The organism is Sulfitobacter geojensis, from assembly GCF_000622325.1.
GTDB classification, from domain to species: Bacteria; Pseudomonadota; Alphaproteobacteria; order Rhodobacterales; family Rhodobacteraceae; genus Sulfitobacter; species Sulfitobacter geojensis.
In genome coordinates this window covers 3,552,321-3,567,605 of record NZ_JASE01000005.1, presented here as the reverse complement: position 1 = coordinate 3,567,605, position 15,285 = coordinate 3,552,321, and the positions used below count along the sequence as shown (strand labels likewise).

At 57.8% G+C, this 15,285-nt stretch carries 16 protein-coding genes; 11 read left to right on the top strand and 5 right to left on the bottom strand.

All coding sequences use genetic code 11. From position 1 onward, the window contains the following. The first annotated feature begins 7 nt into the window (after nucleotides 1-7). The 4 genes from Z947_RS0119505 (at nucleotide 8) to Z947_RS0119490 (ending at nucleotide 3,679) form a co-directional block, all read left to right on the top strand. Complete coding sequence (locus tag Z947_RS0119505; protein ID WP_025045960.1) at nucleotides 8-793, top strand: ABC transporter ATP-binding protein; 786 nt, start codon at nucleotides 8-10, stop codon at nucleotides 791-793. 63 nt (nucleotides 794-856) lie between these two features. Continuing rightward, complete coding sequence (locus tag Z947_RS0119500; protein ID WP_025045959.1) at nucleotides 857-1,777, top strand: ABC transporter permease; 921 nt, start codon at nucleotides 857-859, stop codon at nucleotides 1,775-1,777. After that, nucleotides 1,774-2,616: an ABC transporter permease gene (locus Z947_RS0119495; RefSeq protein WP_025045958.1), complete on the top strand. Its 843-nt coding sequence runs from the start codon at nucleotides 1,774-1,776 to the stop codon at nucleotides 2,614-2,616. The genes Z947_RS0119500 and Z947_RS0119495 overlap by 4 nt, the downstream gene beginning before the upstream one ends. 67 nt (nucleotides 2,617-2,683) lie before the next feature. Then, nucleotides 2,684-3,679 (top strand): ABC transporter substrate-binding protein, encoded by a 996-nt coding sequence (locus Z947_RS0119490; protein ID WP_025045957.1) that lies wholly within the window; start codon nucleotides 2,684-2,686, stop codon nucleotides 3,677-3,679. 82 nt (nucleotides 3,680-3,761) lie between these two features. Here the strand turns inward: Z947_RS0119490 and Z947_RS0119485 are convergent, their stop codons facing one another. Then, entirely contained in the window at nucleotides 3,762-4,313 is a 552-nt protein-coding gene (locus Z947_RS0119485) for a L,D-transpeptidase (RefSeq protein ID WP_025045956.1), read from the bottom strand. 150 nt (nucleotides 4,314-4,463) lie between these two features. Next, nucleotides 4,464-4,670, bottom strand: coding sequence for a cold-shock protein (locus Z947_RS0119480; RefSeq protein WP_007117950.1), 207 nt, complete (start codon nucleotides 4,668-4,670; stop codon nucleotides 4,464-4,466). A 233-nt stretch (nucleotides 4,671-4,903) separates the two neighbouring features. Between Z947_RS0119480 and Z947_RS22555 the strand changes: the two genes are divergently transcribed. Beyond that, on the top strand, nucleotides 4,904-5,434 hold the full coding sequence (locus Z947_RS22555; RefSeq protein ID WP_025045955.1) for an REP-associated tyrosine transposase: 531 nt from the start codon (nucleotides 4,904-4,906) through the stop codon (nucleotides 5,432-5,434). A 62-nt stretch (nucleotides 5,435-5,496) separates the two neighbouring features. On the opposite strand, the gene ettA is transcribed toward Z947_RS22555, so the two are convergent. After that, on the bottom strand, nucleotides 5,497-7,152 hold the full coding sequence (ettA, locus tag Z947_RS0119470; protein ID WP_025045954.1) for an energy-dependent translational throttle protein EttA: 1,656 nt from the start codon (nucleotides 7,150-7,152) through the stop codon (nucleotides 5,497-5,499). A 385-nt stretch (nucleotides 7,153-7,537) separates the two neighbouring features. On the opposite strand from ettA, the gene Z947_RS0119460 reads away from it, so the two are divergent. The 3 genes from Z947_RS0119460 (at nucleotide 7,538) to Z947_RS0119450 (ending at nucleotide 10,234) form a co-directional block, all read left to right on the top strand. Beyond that, nucleotides 7,538-7,978 (top strand): universal stress protein, encoded by a 441-nt coding sequence (locus Z947_RS0119460; RefSeq protein WP_025045953.1) that lies wholly within the window; start codon nucleotides 7,538-7,540, stop codon nucleotides 7,976-7,978. A gap of 16 nt (nucleotides 7,979-7,994) precedes the next feature. Beyond that, on the top strand, nucleotides 7,995-9,545 hold the full coding sequence (locus Z947_RS0119455) for an alanine/glycine:cation symporter family protein (RefSeq protein WP_025045952.1): 1,551 nt from the start codon (nucleotides 7,995-7,997) through the stop codon (nucleotides 9,543-9,545). A 77-nt stretch (nucleotides 9,546-9,622) separates the two neighbouring features. After that, nucleotides 9,623-10,234, top strand: coding sequence for a nicotinate-nucleotide adenylyltransferase (locus Z947_RS0119450; protein ID WP_025045951.1), 612 nt, complete (start codon nucleotides 9,623-9,625; stop codon nucleotides 10,232-10,234). Here Z947_RS0119450 and Z947_RS0119445 read toward each other — a convergent pair. Beyond that, complete coding sequence (locus Z947_RS0119445; protein WP_025045950.1) at nucleotides 10,217-11,041, bottom strand: DMT family transporter; 825 nt, start codon at nucleotides 11,039-11,041, stop codon at nucleotides 10,217-10,219. The two genes, Z947_RS0119450 and Z947_RS0119445, sit on opposite strands and share 18 nt — an antisense overlap. 86 nt (nucleotides 11,042-11,127) lie before the next feature. Between Z947_RS0119445 and dacB the strand changes: the two genes are divergently transcribed. Further along, complete coding sequence (gene dacB, locus Z947_RS0119440; protein ID WP_025045949.1) at nucleotides 11,128-12,630, top strand: D-alanyl-D-alanine carboxypeptidase/D-alanyl-D-alanine endopeptidase; 1,503 nt, start codon at nucleotides 11,128-11,130, stop codon at nucleotides 12,628-12,630. Here the strand turns inward: dacB and Z947_RS0119435 are convergent. Next, on the bottom strand, nucleotides 12,627-13,049 hold the full coding sequence (locus Z947_RS0119435; RefSeq protein WP_025045948.1) for a tellurite resistance TerB family protein: 423 nt from the start codon (nucleotides 13,047-13,049) through the stop codon (nucleotides 12,627-12,629). The two genes, dacB and Z947_RS0119435, sit on opposite strands and share 4 nt — an antisense overlap. A 123-nt stretch (nucleotides 13,050-13,172) precedes the next feature. On the opposite strand from Z947_RS0119435, the gene Z947_RS0119430 reads away from it, so the two are divergent. After that, the gene (locus tag Z947_RS0119430; RefSeq protein WP_025045947.1) at nucleotides 13,173-14,753 is read left to right on the top strand and encodes a lysine--tRNA ligase; all 1,581 of its coding nucleotides are present in this window, start codon (nucleotides 13,173-13,175) and stop codon (nucleotides 14,751-14,753) included. A 57-nt stretch (nucleotides 14,754-14,810) separates the two neighbouring features. Beyond that, nucleotides 14,811-15,224 (top strand): DUF4864 domain-containing protein, encoded by a 414-nt coding sequence (locus Z947_RS0119425; RefSeq protein WP_025045946.1) that lies wholly within the window; start codon nucleotides 14,811-14,813, stop codon nucleotides 15,222-15,224. Nucleotides 15,225-15,285 lie beyond the last annotated feature (61 nt).

The following is a 15,285-nucleotide window of genomic DNA, read 5'->3' as shown; positions in this document are numbered from 1 at the left end:
AGACATAGTGAGCAGTGAAAAGAGCGTGATCAGCGCCCGAAACCTAAACCTGACGTTCGAAACGAATGACGGGCCGATCCATGCGCTGAAGGACGTGAACCTTGAAATCAAGCAAGGGGATTTCGTTAGCTTCATTGGCCCGTCTGGCTGTGGAAAAACGACGTTCCTGCGGGTGATGGCGGATTTGGAACAGCCCACAGGCGGGAGCGTGACCGTGAACGGGGTCTCGCCCGAGGAAGCCCGCCGGAGCCGCGCCTATGGCTATGTCTTTCAGGCGGCGGGGTTATATCCGTGGCGTACGATTGGCGGGAATATCCGGTTGCCGCTTGAGATTATGGGGATTTCGAAGGCGGAGCAGGCCAAGCGGGTCGAGCGCGTGTTGGAATTGGTCGATCTGGAAGGGTTCGAGCGAAAGTTCCCCTGGCAGTTGTCGGGCGGGATGCAGCAGCGGGCGAGTATTGCGCGGGCGTTGAGTTTTGACGCGGATATCTTGCTGATGGACGAACCGTTCGGGGCGCTGGACGAGATTGTTCGGGATCATTTGAACGAACAGTTGCTAAAGCTTTGGGCGCGCACGGAAAAGACGATTGCCTTTGTGACGCACTCGATACCGGAAGCGGTGTATCTGAGCACCAAGATCGTAGTAATGTCGCCGCGGCCGGGTCGCATTACGGACGTGATTGAAAGCCCTTTTCCGAAAGAACGCCCTTTGGACATCCGCGACAGTGCGGAATTTCTGGAGATTGCCCACCGTGTGAGGGAAGGCTTGCGTGCGGGGCATCTGGATGAGTGAGCGCGGCGTGTGTGATCCAGTTGGGATGACGTTTGAGGGTAAGATGAAGCCGGAGGGGGGACTGTGAAATCTGTGCTGCCGGTTTTGACTGTAGTCGGGACGATACTGTTGTTCTGGTTGGTGGCTGTTGTACCGATGAACATCCATCTGGTTGCCGATCAGGCGCAACGTGATGGTTTGTCGGTGACGCCGGAAACGCCGGTAGAACGGCAAGAGTATAGCGGGATTGGCCTGAGCCTGCGCAATCTGCATCTGGTGCCACTGACCTATGACTTTGTGCGGCCACGGTTGCCCGCGCCGCAGCAGGTCGCCGGTGAGATGTACAAAACGGTGTTCGAGAAGAAGATCACGTCAAAGCGGTCGCTGGTGTATCATGGCTGGGTGACTTTGGCCCCGACGTTGTTGGGGTTTTTCATTGGCACGGGCCTGGGGATTTTGTTGGCGGTGGGGATTGTCTATTCCCGCGTGATGGACCGGTCGGTGATGCCCTGGGCGATTGTCAGCCAGACCATACCGATTCTGGCGCTGGCCCCGATGGTGATCGTGGTTCTGGGGTCGATGGGGATACAGGGGTTGTTTCCCAAATCGTTGATTGCCGCTTATCTGTCGTTCTTTCCGGTGGTTGTGGGCATGGTAAAGGGGTTGCGTGCGCCTGACGGCATGCAGCTGGATCTGTTGCGGACCTATCATGCCTCGCCGGCACAGGGGTTTTGGGCACTGCGGTTGCCAGCGTCGGTGCCGTATTTGTTTGCCTCGCTCAAGATCGGGATTTCGGCATCCTTGATCGGGACGATTGTGGCGGAACTGCCCACAGGCGCAAAGGCCGGTTTCGGCGCAAGGATGCTGGTGGGCGATCAATATGGGCAGCCGTTGGTGTCATGGGCAGCCTTGTTTGCCGCGGCGTTGACGGCGGCCGCGCTGGTGGGTTTGTTTAGTGTGATGGAGCGTGTGACACTGCGCCGGATGGGGATGCGGACAGCATGATTTGGGCAATTGCAGCAGTTTTGATCTGGGCGCTTGGCTGGTGGGTCAATGTGCGTTTGGCCAATGGGCCGGTGTCGGATTTGCCAGCGGTGAAAGTATTGATCCCTGCGATCTTTGGTCTGACGGTGGTGGTGATCTGGGAGTTGTTGGTGGTCGGGTTCGAGGTGAATCCGGTGATCCTGCCTGCGCCTTCAGCGATTGTGGAACGGTTGTTCAGCGAGGGGCCGCGGCTGTGGGCCGATTTCCATCAGACGATCATCAAGGGGGCGATGACGGGCTATATCATCGGCGGTCTGGCAGCCCTTGGCATCGCCGTCCTGGCGGATCGGTCTGATTTCCTGACGCGGGGGATTTTGCCGGTTGGAAGTTTCATGGCCGCCTTGCCGATTGTCGGGATTGCACCGATTTTTGTGAAATGGTTTGGCAGTGACTGGGAAAGCAAGGCCGCAGTGGTGGCTGTCATGGTGTTTTTCCCGATCCTTGTGAACACGGTGGCGGGTTTGCGCGATACATCTGTGATGCAGCGCGATTTGATGCGGACCTATGGGGCCGGATATTGGCCGACGCTGTTCAAGCTGCGCCTGCCTGCGGCGATGCCGTTTATGTTCAACGGGTTGAAGATCGCCACAACGCTGGCGCTGATCGGGGCGATTGTTGCTGAATTTTTCGGCTCTCCGACGGTGGGCATGGGCTTTCGGATCTCGACCAGCTTTGGCCAGCTTGCGCTTGATATGGTTTGGGCAGAGATTGTGATTGCAGCGTTGGCGGGCAGCGCGTTTTATGGATTGATGACGCTGATCGAAAAGCGGGTAACCTTTTGGCACCCGTCACAACGATAGCGTCGCAGCAAATGACCAAGACCTCGAAACGGGGCACTATGTTAACCAACAGGGGAGACGACAAATGATGAAGAAGATGATGATGGCCGCAGCACTGGCCACCGGTTTGGGCGGTGCGGCAGCGCATGCAGACGGCCATGCGAACAGCGTGACCTTGCAGTTGCAGTGGGTCACACAGGCCCAGTTTGCGGGCTATTATGTGGCGCTTGATAAAGGGTTTTACGAAGAAGAAGGGCTGGATGTGACAGTTCTGGCAGGCGGTCCCGATATCGCACCGCCACAGGTTCTGGCCGGCGGCGGTGCCGATGCGATGTTGAACTGGATGCCCTCGGCGCTGGCGGCACGCGAAAAGGGTCTGCCGGTGGTGAACATCGCACAGCCGTTCAAGACCTCCGGTCTGATGCTGACCTGCTGGAAGGACACGGGCATCACAGGCCCGCAGGATTTCAAAGGCAAGACAATTGGTGTCTGGTTCTTTGGCAATGAATATCCGTTCCTGTCATGGATGTCGCAGGAAGGCATTTCCACGGATGGCGGCGATGATGGCGTGACAGTGCTGAAGCAAGGTTTCAACGTCGACCCCTTGTTGCAGCGTGAGGCGGATTGCATTTCGACGATGACCTACAATGAATACGGTCAGGTGCTGGATGCGGGCGTGAACCCGGATGAGTTGGTGACGTTCAAATATGAAGAGCAGGGCGTTGCGACGTTGGAAGACGGCATTTACGTGCTGGAAGACAATCTGAAAGATCCGGTGTTCGAGGACAAGATGGTGCGTTTTGTGCGTGCCTCGATGAAAGGCTGGAAATACGCGGAAGAGAACGCGGAAGAAGCCGCAAACATCGTGCTGGACAACGACGAGACCGGCGCACAGACCGAGGCCGCGCAGGTGCGGATGATGGGCGAGATTGCCAAGCTGACAGCGGGCAGCAATGGCGCATTGGTTGAGGCGGATTTCCAGCGGACGGTGGATACCTTGCTGGCCGGTGGGTCCGATCCGGTGATTTCCAAGCAGCCAGAGGGCGCATGGACATCTGTGATTACGGATAAGGCGCTGAACTGATCCGGATCACGTTGTAAAACGACAGAAACGAAAAAGGCCGGTGCAGCGATGCACCGGCCTTTCCTTATTCAGAGGGCTGAATTTACAGCACAGTCACCACGGTGCCGACAGGCACGCGGTTGTAAAGATCGATCACGTGTTCATTGATCATGCGGATACACCCGTTGGACACGGAACGGCCAATGGTGCTGGGCGCAGTGGTGCCGTGGATGCGGAAATAGGTGTCACGCCCGCCTTCGAAGAGGTAAAGCGCGCGGGCACCGAGCGGGTTGCCGGGGCCACCTTCCTGTGCTTCGGTGTTGCCGATGAAACGCTTGTAGGCGACGGGATCACGTTCGATCATCTCGTTCGTGGGGCGCCATGTCGGCCATTCCTTTTTCACGGCGATGGTCGCTGTGCCGGTGAATTCCAGACCCGCCTTGCCCACACCGACGCCGTAACGCATCGCGCGGCCCGGCGCTGTCACGAAATACAGGTAGTGGCTGCGTGGCAGAACCAGCAACTGACCAGGCTGGTAGGTCGCTTTGATGGCAACCTCTTGCGGGGTCGGGTCATAAGCCGCGGTCTTGGCGGACAGGACCTGTGGCAAGGCGGCAGCGGCCATTGTGGAGGCCAGAAAGGTACGGCGGTGCATGGGAGTGCTCCATAAATTACGTATTGCAGATGATCTAATGTCGCCAAACTGTGGTTTTTATCAACCCTGCCCAAAGAAAAACCGACCCACTGTTGCCAGAGGATCGGTCAAATTCTTGTGACAGGGACGCCGCGGCGACCCGTCTAAGGCTTACGCCAGTGCGATGTTCGTTGCCGATTCGCGGCCGTCACGGCCAGCTTCGATGTCGAATGTCACTTTCTGGTTGTCGGCCAGACCGGTCAGGCCTGCGCGCTCAACAGCAGAGATGTGGACGAAAACGTCCTTGCTGCCGCCATCGGGTGCGATAAAGCCGAAGCCTTTTGTTGTGTTAAACCATTTTACGGTGCCAGTAGCCATTCCGTAGTCTCCTAAAAGTAGTGTTCCATCCGCATTGTGCGATGGCGTGGCGTGGTCGTCTGAAGTCGTCCGTGGCGCCGTGTTAGGGAGACAGTGGGTCGAAATAGAAAAACGTTAGCAAGGCAGAACATAGGGTGAATTGCCGATTCGGACAAGGGGTGTGGGTAGGTGGGCGGAATTTGGCCGGAGACAGTTTAGGGATGTGTTAACCCTGATTGGTGCAGGCTCGGCGGATGCCACATTACATTCGACCCCGCGTTACCGGCGCGACCATATTCTTCACTGTCTGCTTGCAGGACCGGCGCAGTGCGTTGCTTACGGAGCAAATCGGCCTGTTGCGTGATGCGGTCCGGGCGACCAAGGCGGGACGGCCCTTCGAAATAGTGTCGATGGTTGTTTTGCCCGACCATTTGCATTGCGTCTGGCGTTTGCCAGCAGGCGATCGCGATTTTGGGCGTCGATGGGGGGCGATCAAGGGGCGGTTTTCGGCATCTGTCCGTAGGGCGGGACTGGTCCCGCCGGTCGCGTCCTGTTTGAGCAATGGCGAGGTGAACCCCGCCCTACGAAAAGGGCAGGTCGGGATCTGGCAAAAGCGGTTTTGGGAACATCATATTCGGTGTGAGGAGGACTTGGCCAACCATGTTCGCTATTGCCACGTTAACCCTGTGAAGCACGGGTTTGTGGCGAGACCGGAGGATTGGCCCTGGTCTTCGGTCCATCGTGAAAGCCGGTTTGCGCAATACGACCGGCAATACGTGGCGTAGGGCGGGGGTGACCCCGCCTTGGCTTGCGGTTGTAAGGAATGGGTGGCGGGGTGAACCCCGCCCTACCTCACAAATTTCTTGTGCTTCAACCGCTTCGGCTCAAGCGCATCCGCCCCCAGACGACGTTTCTTGTCCTCTTCATAATCCTCGAAGTTGCCCTCGAACCACTCCACGTGCGCCTCGCCCTCGAACGCGAGAATATGCGTGCAAATCCGGTCGAGGAAGAAGCGGTCGTGCGAGATGACCACGGCGCAGCCGGCGAAATCGACGAGGGCGTCTTCGAGGGCGCGCAGGGTTTCGACATCAAGGTCGTTGGTCGGTTCATCGAGCAGCAGCACGTTGCCGCCTTCTTTCAACAAACGTGCCATGTGGACGCGGTTGCGTTCACCACCCGACAGGTTGCCGACCTTTTTCTGCTGGTCGCCGCCCTTGAAGTTGAAGGAGGAGCAATAAGCGCGGGAGTTGACCTCGGCGTCGCCGAGTTTGATCAGTTCCGCACCGCCTGTGATGGCCTGCCAGACGGTATCATCATCGCCAAGATCATCGCGGGACTGGTCGACATAGGACAGATCAACCGTGTCGCCATATTCGATGGTGCCGGCATCGGGTTTTTCCTGGCCGGTCAACATCTTGAACAGGGTCGATTTACCCGCGCCGTTGGGGCCGATCACACCGACGATGCCACCGGGGGGCAAATCGAACGTCAGATCCTCGACCAGAAGTTTGTCGCCCATGGCTTTGTTCAGGTTCGCCACCTCGATCACCTTGTTGCCAAGGCGGGGACCGTTGGGGATGACGATCTGCGCACGGGTGAGTTTTTCGCGCTCCGACTGGTCGGCCATTTCGTTATAGGCGTTGATCCGCGCTTTCGATTTCGCCTGACGGGCCTTGGCCCCTTGGCGCATCCATTCAAGTTCGCGCTCAAGCGTTTTCTGCTTGGATTTATCCTCGCGGGCTTCCTGAGCGAGACGTTTGGCTTTCTGCTCCAGCCAGTCGGAGTAGTTGCCCTCGTAAGGGACGCCTTTGCCGCGGTCGAGTTCCAGAATCCAGCTCGTGATATCATCAAGGAAGTAGCGGTCGTGGGTGACGATCAGGATGGTACCTTTGTAATCCATCAGGTGCTGTTGCAGCCATGCGATGGTTTCGGCGTCAAGGTGGTTGGTCGGTTCGTCGAGCAGCAGCATGTCGGGCGCTTCGAGCAGCAGTTTGCACAGCGCGACGCGGCGGGCTTCACCACCGGAGAGGTCTTTGATGTTGGCGTCATCGGGCGGGCAGCGCAGGGCTTCCATCGAGACGTCGATTTGTGAATCCAGATCCCAGAGGTTCTGCGCGTCGATGTCGTCTTGCAGTTTGGCCATCTCGTCGGCGGTTTCGTCGGAATAGTTCATGGCCAGTTCGTTGTACCGGTCAAGGATCGCCTTTTTCTCGGCAACGCCCAGCATGACGTTTTCACGCACGCTTAGGGTTTCGTCCAGTTTGGGTTCCTGCGGCAGATAGCCGACCTTGGCCCCTTCAGCGGCCCATGCTTCGCCCTGAAAATCCTTGTCCAGACCGGCCATGATTTTCAGCAGCGTTGATTTACCCGCGCCGTTGACGCCGACAACACCGATTTTCACACCGGGGAGAAAATTCAGGTGAATGTTTTCAAAGGTTTTCTTGCCGCCCGGATAGGTCTTGGAGACGCCGGACATGTGGTAAACGAATTGATAGGCCGCCATGGGTGGATTCCTGTCTGGTCAAATGCAGTTGCACCGCAATATCGCGCCGGAGGCCCAAGATCAACGCAGACCTGAAAGGCGCGCCCAGGTCACGATGTTGTGGGGGGACGGAACGGGAAATTTGCGCCGGTGAAAGGCCGCCTGCCGAGGTGTCGGGAGCTGTAGATTCTGCGATTTCTTATCATATTGCCTGATCTGATAAGATTTTTCGGTGAAAATCACTGCGATGCCGGTCAATTTCAGGCGTGAAAGTGGGGGGGAACCTGTTAACCTTTGGTCAACCTGCAGGAGCGGCGATTTGTCACCTTTGCAGGTAAATCAGCGCCACCCGACCTGCCGGAAGCCGGAGGTCGCGGTGGGGTAAGAACACAGGGAACAACAAACAATGACAAAAGCCACTATCGTTGTGGGTCTGGATGGATCGGAAGCCGGAGCGCGTGCTCTTGCTTTCGCCAAGCAGCAGGCCAAAGGGATCGGGGATTGCACGATTGCAATTTGCTATGTGATCGAATGGTCGCCGTTCAGTTTTCAGACCCCCGAAGAAAACGAACAGCGTCACAAGCGCCGTGAAGAGGAACTGCAGATGGCGCATGAACGTGTGCTTGATCCGGCTGTGGATCAGGCCAGAAGCGAAGGTTTCGACGTTCTTGCCATCGTGAAACACGGGGATGCCGCAGATATTCTGGATGCGACAGCTAAGGCACAGAAAGCAATGCAGATTGTTGTTGGGCGGGTTGGCGCACGCGGGTTGAAAGAGCGTGTATTCGGTGGCGTGACGGGCCGTTTGGCCGCCTCTGCCAGCGTGCCAATCACCATCATTCCGTGAAACTGGGGGATTTAAAATGAAGCGATTTTTTGGAACAGGTCTGACCGCAGCCGCGCTGAGCCTGCCGACGTTGGCGGCGGCGCAAGAGGCCGTCAGCTTTGATCAGCGTGTGAATGACGTTTTTGCAGGGTCCACAGGATGGTTTGTGAACCTGATTTTTATGAGTCTGCCGGGGACTAATTTCCCGTGGATTGTTCTGTGGTTGGTTGTGGCAGCCTCGATTTTCACGATCTATTTCGGGTTTATCCAGTTCAAGGCCTTCGGCCATGCAATTTCATTGGTCAAAGGAGATTATTCCGACCCCGATGATGCGGGTGAGGTGAGCCACTTTCAGGCCTTGACCACGGCGCTTTCGGGCACTGTTGGTTTGGGAAATATCGCAGGTGTTGCGGTCGCTATCGGTATTGGCGGTCCGGGAGCGACGTTCTGGATGGTGCTGGCCGGATTGCTGGGCATGGCGTCAAAGTTCACTGAATGTACGCTGGGCGTGAAGTATCGCAATGAATATGCGGACGGCACGGTTTCCGGTGGTCCGATGTATTATATGACCAAGGGTTTTAAGGAACGCGGTTTGCCGGGCGGTAAGGTTCTGGCGATTATCTTTGCGATCTTCACCATCGGTGGGGCATTGGGCGGTGGCAACATGTTCCAAGCCAACCAGGCGCATGCGCAGATTACCAACATTGTCGGCGATTTTTCGGGCTTGATCACCGGTGTGATTTTTGCCGGCGTCGTTTTTGCGGTGATTGTCGGCGGGATTAAGTCCATCGCGAGCGTGACTGAAAAAGTCGTGCCGTTCATGGGGGTCATGTATGTTTTGGCCGCTTTGGTGATCCTGATCATGAATGCGGATCAGATCGGTTGGGCCTTTGGCCAGATTTTTGCCGGTGCCTTTACCGGTCTGGGTGTCGCGGGCGGTTTCGTGGGTGCCTTGATCCAAGGGTTCAAACGGGCGGCGTTTTCAAACGAAGCGGGCGTTGGTTCTGCGGCGATTGCGCACTCTGCGGTGAAAACCAAGGAGCCTGTGACCGAGGGTGTTGTTTCCCTGCTGGAACCGTTCATCGACACGGTTGTGATCTGTACGATGACAGCCTTGGTCATCACGATCTCTGGTGTGTTGGTCATGGACCCAGCAACGGGCAATTTCGTGCTGAACGAAGCGGGCACAGCGATCAAGACTATCGACGGGTCAAGCGGTGTCAGCCTGACATCATCGGCATTCGCTGCCGGTTTCAGCTGGTTCCCTTATGTTCTGGCTTTGGCGGTGATCCTGTTTGCTTTCTCTACGATGATCTCGTGGTCCTATTACGGGTTGAAAGCGTGGACCTATCTGTTTGGTGAGGGCAAGACGACGGAATTGGTGTTCAAGCTGATCTTCTGTTTATTCATCATTGTGGGGGCTGCGGCACAGCTTGGTGCGGTGATTGATTTCTCTGATGCGATGATCTTTGCCATGGCGGTTGTGAACATCACGGCGTTGTACTTCCTGATGCCCATCGTGAAACGCGAGATGAACAGCTATTTCGATCGTCTGAAATCAGGGGCCATTGTGCGCCACAAGCACTAGTCCGGTACTGTTCTGATTGACAAAGCGGGCGGATGCCCCTTCTTTCGGCCCCTGAAGCAATTCGGGGGCCGTTTTCTGTGCGCTATCAGTTTCCATATGCGTCCAAAGGTCAGGTGATCGGCCTGCTGGGGGGGTCGTTTGACCCCGCGCACGAGGGGCATGCGCATATCACGCGCGAGGCGCTCAAAAGGTTCGGGCTGGATCGGGTGTGGTGGTTGGTCAGCCCCGGCAATCCCTTGAAAACGCGCGGACCTGCGCCGCTGGCGGATAGGGTCGCGCGGGCGCGTCAGGTGATGCAACATCCAAGGGTTGAGGTCACGGACATCGAGGCGCATTTGGGCACGCGCTATACGGCGCAGACGATTGCGCGATTGCAGGCGATCTATCCGCAGGTGCGTTTTGTCTGGCTGATGGGGGCGGACAATATGGCGCAGTTCCACCTGTGGCAGGACTGGCGCGGGATCATGCAAAGCGTACCCGTCGGGGTGTTGGCCCGCCCCGGCCAGCGCATTTCAGCGCGGATGAGCCGGGCCGCCGCGCTATATGCGCCCTATCGCATTGCAGGCAGGTATGGACAGTTGCTGGCCCACGCCGAGGCCCCCGCGTGGAGTTTTGTGAACGTGCCTATGAACGATGCATCGAGTACAGCGATCAGGGCAAAGGGCAATTGGTCAACGCAGGCGGGTTGAGGCGATGCCACTGGCGAGGATGACGGCAAGACCGGCCCACGTGTAGGCGTCCGGCAGGTCGCCAAAGATGCTCCATCCGAAACCGACGGCTGCGATCAGTTGGAAGTAGACCAGCGGCGCAAGCCGTGTGGCATTGGCGATGCGGTAGGCATAAAGCAGCAACAGGTTGCCCATCATCGAACAGAAGGCAGATGTGAGCGTCAGTGCCGCGATGGGGAGTGTCGCGTCGGGCAGGTTCATTAGGCCGAGCGGCAGCAGGAAAAACGCGCTGAGCAGAAGTTGGGTGAAGGTTAACGCGATGGGTGTGCCTATACCGGACAGCCAGCGCGACATGGTCAGGAAGGTGCCGTAGCAGAGGCCGGCGATGGCCGCCCAGATGACGCCGGGATCACCGCCCATGCCAGGGCGGACCACCAGCAGGACACCGGCGAAACCGACAACGATCAATATGGACCGCAGGGGAGTAACGGGTTCGCGCAGGAACAGAGCGGCCAGCACGTATGAAAATATCGGGCCGATAAAGAAGGCCGCAAAGACCGTTGCGATATCAGCGGTTTGCAGGGCTGTCTGGATAGAGCTGATGCCGCAGGCAAGGACCAATGCGCGCAACCAAACACGCCAGTCGCGCAGCAATCCAAAGGCGGAAGGCGCAATGAAGGGCAAGACCATAAGCGCGCCGAGGACGAACCGCGACCATGCAACAAATACGGGTGCGACACCTAACGACGAGGACAGCAGCTTGCCCGCGCTGTCCCCCGCAGGGATCAGCGACATGGCGACAAACATGATTAAAGCGGCGCGTTGCATGAGGGGCGGATAGCACGCAGATCACCGGTTGAAAATGTGTAACCCGAGTGCTTGTAGCGGGGCGGTGAACGGGGTTACTTTGCGCCATGACAAAACGATTTTCCAGACGCGGTTTCCTGGGCTCTGTCGTGGCATTTGCGACGCTGGGTCAGGGGGCTTTGGCAGCACCGCCAACAACGTCACTGCGGCCTGTACTGCGGGGCGACGACTTTTTCAAAAAGGCCGTGCCCGAGGTTTCCGAAATCATCAGCGGGCAGAAATTGTCCGGCCGTGTCGCTTTTGCACTGGCGGATGCGCAGACGGGCGCGTGGCTGGAATGCGAGAATGAACAGGTTGGCACTCCGCCGGCAAGTGTGACGAAAGCGATTACCGCGCTATACGCTTTGGATGTTTTGGGGGCAGATCACCGGTTTGAAACGCAACTGGCAGCCACCGGCGGCATTGTGGGCGGCGAGGTGCAGGGCGATCTGGTCCTGATCGGCGGTGGCGATCCGACGCTGGACACTGACCGGCTGGCGCAGATGGCAGCGGATTTGAAAGCAGCGGGTGTCATCGGGGTAAAGGGTGGATTCAAGATCTATCAGGGTGCCCTGCCGGTGGTGGCGCGGATTGATCCCGAACAGCCGGATCATGTGGGGTACAATCCGGCGGTGGCAGGCATCGCGTTGAACTTTAACCGCGTGCATTTCGAATGGCGGCGCAACAGCGGCAAATACACGGTTTCAATGGACGGGCGGTCGGAAAAATACCGCCCCGATGTAACCTTTGCGGCAATGCGGATCGAGGATCGGTCGGCCCCTGTGTACACCTATCGTGATCAAGCGGGCCGTGATCAATGGAGCGTGGCCAAGGGTGCGCTGGGCGGTGCCGGATCGCGGTGGTTGCCGGTGCGCAAGCCTGCGCTTTATGCGGGCGAGGTGTTTGCGACTTTGGCGGGGGCGCAAGGCATCCGGCTGAACAAGGCCGAGGTGATTGAAGTGTTGCCCGAGCACGAAGTGGTTTTGCGCCACGAAAGTCAGGATTTGCGCATGATCCTGCGCGACATGCTGCGGTTTTCGACAAACCTGACGGCCGAGATGGTCGGGCTGGCCGCGACGCAAAAGCGGTTGGGCGTCGTCGATGGTTTGCAAGGATCGGCGGCGGAAATGAACCGCTGGGCTGTTGCAACCTTGGACATGAGAGCACCGGCACTGGTGGATCATTCGGGGTTGGGCGATGCGTCGACCCTGACCGCGCTGGATATGACCCGCGCCCTGTTGGCGGTGAAAGATGCCGGTTTCCGGTCGATCCTCAAGCGGTTCGGGTTTCGCGATGCCAAGGGCAGACCGGTCAAGGATCAAGCCGTCGCTGTGGATGCCAAAACCGGCACACTCAATTTTGTGTCGACTTTGGCGGGATATATGACAGCGCAGGACGGGCGCGAGATGGCGTTTGCGATCTTTGCGTCCGACATGACTGCGCGCGCAAAGGTCACCCGTGCGCAACGCGAAGCTCCCGCAGGGGGACGGACCTATAACAAGCGTGCCAAGCGGGTGCAGCAAGGGCTGCTTGAGCGTTGGGACGCCCTGTACGGTCGGCTTGATGCCTAGCTGAGGTGGCGCGCCCGTGCGCCGCGTTCGATGGCGGCAGCGTGCAGGCGGTCGAGGTTTAATTCGTACCGGATTTCTTCGAGCAGGCGCAGTTCCGCTTCGTCCAGCGTGCCATCGGCCGCCGCCACATCGCAGGCCAGAGCATAGGCAGTTTCGTAAAGCCGCTCGGGCAAGGCCTCGCGGATCAGACCGAACAGGGCATCAAGCCCGTCTTCCTGTTCGAACAGGTCGAACACGGTTTTGCTGATCACCGCCAGACGGTCGTTGTCGTAATCGGCAAAGATCGGGAGCATGTTGACGGCCGACTGGATCTTGATCAACTCGGCGGTGCGGATGTTTTCATCGGAGGCGGAAATCGCAACCATCAGGGCGACAAGGCTGTCCGGGGCGCTGAGCGACAGGGAAGGGTCGTTGGTCATGAGCGTGTCCTTCGGGAGGGAAGTTGTTGCAGCGCAGAATATTGACGCACCCTAGGGGACGCAATAGGTACACGCCAGCCTGCGTGCATGGGGCACGGAATCGGCGGAATATGGATGATACAAATGTCTGAGATGCGGGAAGCGGCGATGAGCAGCAAAGCGTGGCCTTTTGAAGAGGCCCGCGCGGTGTTGAAACGTTATGCGAAAGCCGCGCCGGAAAAGGGGTTTGTGTTGTTCGAAACGGGCTATGGTCCGTCCGGCCTGCCGCATATCGGGACGTTCGGCGAGGTGCTGCGCACGACGATGATTCAGCGGGCGTTCGAGGAGATCAGCGACATCCCGACGAAACTGGTGTGTTTTTCCGACGATCTGGACGGGATGCGCAAGGTGCCGGGCAATGTGCCACAACAGGAAATGCTGGCCGAGCATATGCACAAGCCGCTGACATCGGTGCCGGATCCGTTCGGGACGCACGAGAGTTTTGGCCATCATAACAATGCGATGCTGCGGCGGTTTCTGGATACATTCGGGTTCGAGTACGAATTTTATTCCGCCCGCGAGTTTTACCGCGCCGGACATTTCGACGAGATCCTGAAGCGGGCCTGTGAACGCTATGATCAGGTGATGGCAGTAATGTTGAAGTCTCTGCGCGAAGAGCGTGCGGCGACCTATTCGATTTTCCTGCCGATCCATCCTGAAACCGGTCGGGTGCTGTACGTACCGATGAAAAACGTCGATCCTGTTAACCACACGGTTACGTTTGACGATGAAGATGGCAAGGAATGGACGCTGCCGGTCACCGGCGGAAATGTGAAGTTGCAGTGGAAGCCGGATTTCGGCGCACGCTGGGCGGCGCTGGACGTTGACTTCGAAATGTACGGTAAGGAGCACGCGACAAACACAGCGATTTACGACCGGATTTGCGAGATTTTGGGCGGCAAGAAGCCGAACCACTTCAGCTATGAGCTTTTCCTTGATGAAAACGGGCAGAAGATTTCGAAATCATCCGGCAACGGGATTTCGATCGACGAATGGCTGACCTACGCCAGCACCGAAAGCCTGTCGTATTTTATGTATCTCAAGCCCAAGACGGCCAAGCGGATGCATTTTGACGTGATCCCCAAAGCTGTGGATGAGTATCACCAGCAGTTGCGGGCGTATGAGGGACAGGACGCGAAAGGGCGGTTGAACAATCCGGTTTGGCATATTCACGGCGGTGATGTGCCGAAGTCCGATATGGTTGTGCCGTTTTCGATGCTGCTTAATCTGGCATCGGTGTCGTCGGCAGAAGACAAATCGAAGCTCTGGGGTTTTATCCAGCGTTATGCACCTGAAGCGTCAGCGGAAAACAATCCGGGCATGGATGCGGCGGCAGGGCATGCCGTGCGGTATTTCAACGACTTTGTGAAGCCGCATAAGGTGTTCCGTGCGCCATCCGATCTTGAGCGCGAGGCACTTGAAGAGCTTCGCGACAACCTCAAGGTTTGGGAAGGCGGGCTGGATGCCGAAGCGTTGCAGACCATGGTGTTTGCGGTTGGCAAAGAACGTTTTGATCCGCTGCGCGACTGGTTCACGGCCCTTTATGAAGTGCTGCTTGGCGCAAGTCAGGGGCCACGGTTCGGTGGTTTCATCGCGCTTTACGGTGTCGACGAGACGGTTCAGTTGATTGATGACGCGCTGGCGGGGAAACTTCTGGCGTCGTGAAACTCTTGCCCTGCTGACCGCGTGACTTAACGTAAGGGTCGGCAGGGGAGATACTATATGTGGAAAATTGTAATCCGGATGCTGGGGGGGATAATCCTTGCCAGCGTTTTGTCGTTTGGCGTTGCCGCGCAGCAAGCCGAGATAGAGGGCACGATTGGCGCGCAGATTGAAGCGTTTAAGGCGGATGATTTCGAACAGGCATTTTCCTATGCCACGCCTGCCTTGCAGCGTCTTTTTCAATCGCCGCAGAACTTTCAACGGATGGTAACAACGCAATACCCGATGGTCTGGCGGCCCGCGGAGGTGCGGTATCTGGAGCGAAAGGCCTATGAAGGGTCGGTGTTCCAGAAGGTCCAGATCGTCGACGCCAAAGGGGTGATGTTCCTGCTGCTGTATCAGATGCAGGAAACCGACGCGGGTTGGCGCATCGCGGGTGTGCAGTTTCTTGAAGCGCCCGGAGCGTCGGTTTGAACCGCTTTTGAAGGCGCTGTTGCGCGTAGCGGCGCACGGTGGTCTCAGCCCTGTTTAATGT

Excerpts from the sequence above, each read along its gene's own strand:
- Z947_RS22555 (WP_025045955.1), top strand. The coding sequence starts at position 4,904 with ATGCCACATTACATTCGACCCCGCGTTACCGGCGCGACCATATTCTTC.
- Z947_RS0119455 (WP_025045952.1), top strand. The coding sequence starts at position 7,995 with ATGAAGCGATTTTTTGGAACAGGTCTGACCGCAGCCGCGCTGAGCCTG.
- Z947_RS0119485 (WP_025045956.1), bottom strand. The coding sequence starts at position 4,313 with ATGCACCGCCGTACCTTTCTGGCCTCCACAATGGCCGCTGCCGCCTTG.
- ettA (WP_025045954.1), bottom strand. The coding sequence starts at position 7,152 with ATGGCGGCCTATCAATTCGTTTACCACATGTCCGGCGTCTCCAAGACC.
- Z947_RS0119445 (WP_025045950.1), bottom strand. The coding sequence starts at position 11,041 with ATGCAACGCGCCGCTTTAATCATGTTTGTCGCCATGTCGCTGATCCCT.
- dacB (WP_025045949.1), top strand. The coding sequence starts at position 11,128 with ATGACAAAACGATTTTCCAGACGCGGTTTCCTGGGCTCTGTCGTGGCA.
- Z947_RS0119480 (WP_007117950.1), bottom strand. The coding sequence starts at position 4,670 with ATGGCTACTGGCACCGTAAAATGGTTTAACACAACAAAAGGCTTCGGC.
- Z947_RS0119460 (WP_025045953.1), top strand. The coding sequence starts at position 7,538 with ATGACAAAAGCCACTATCGTTGTGGGTCTGGATGGATCGGAAGCCGGA.
- Z947_RS0119430 (WP_025045947.1), top strand. The coding sequence starts at position 13,173 with ATGTCTGAGATGCGGGAAGCGGCGATGAGCAGCAAAGCGTGGCCTTTT.
- Z947_RS0119490 (WP_025045957.1), top strand. The coding sequence starts at position 2,684 with ATGAAGAAGATGATGATGGCCGCAGCACTGGCCACCGGTTTGGGCGGT.
- Z947_RS0119435 (WP_025045948.1), bottom strand. The coding sequence starts at position 13,049 with ATGACCAACGACCCTTCCCTGTCGCTCAGCGCCCCGGACAGCCTTGTC.
- Z947_RS0119425 (WP_025045946.1), top strand. The coding sequence starts at position 14,811 with ATGTGGAAAATTGTAATCCGGATGCTGGGGGGGATAATCCTTGCCAGC.
- Z947_RS0119495 (WP_025045958.1), top strand. The coding sequence starts at position 1,774 with ATGATTTGGGCAATTGCAGCAGTTTTGATCTGGGCGCTTGGCTGGTGG.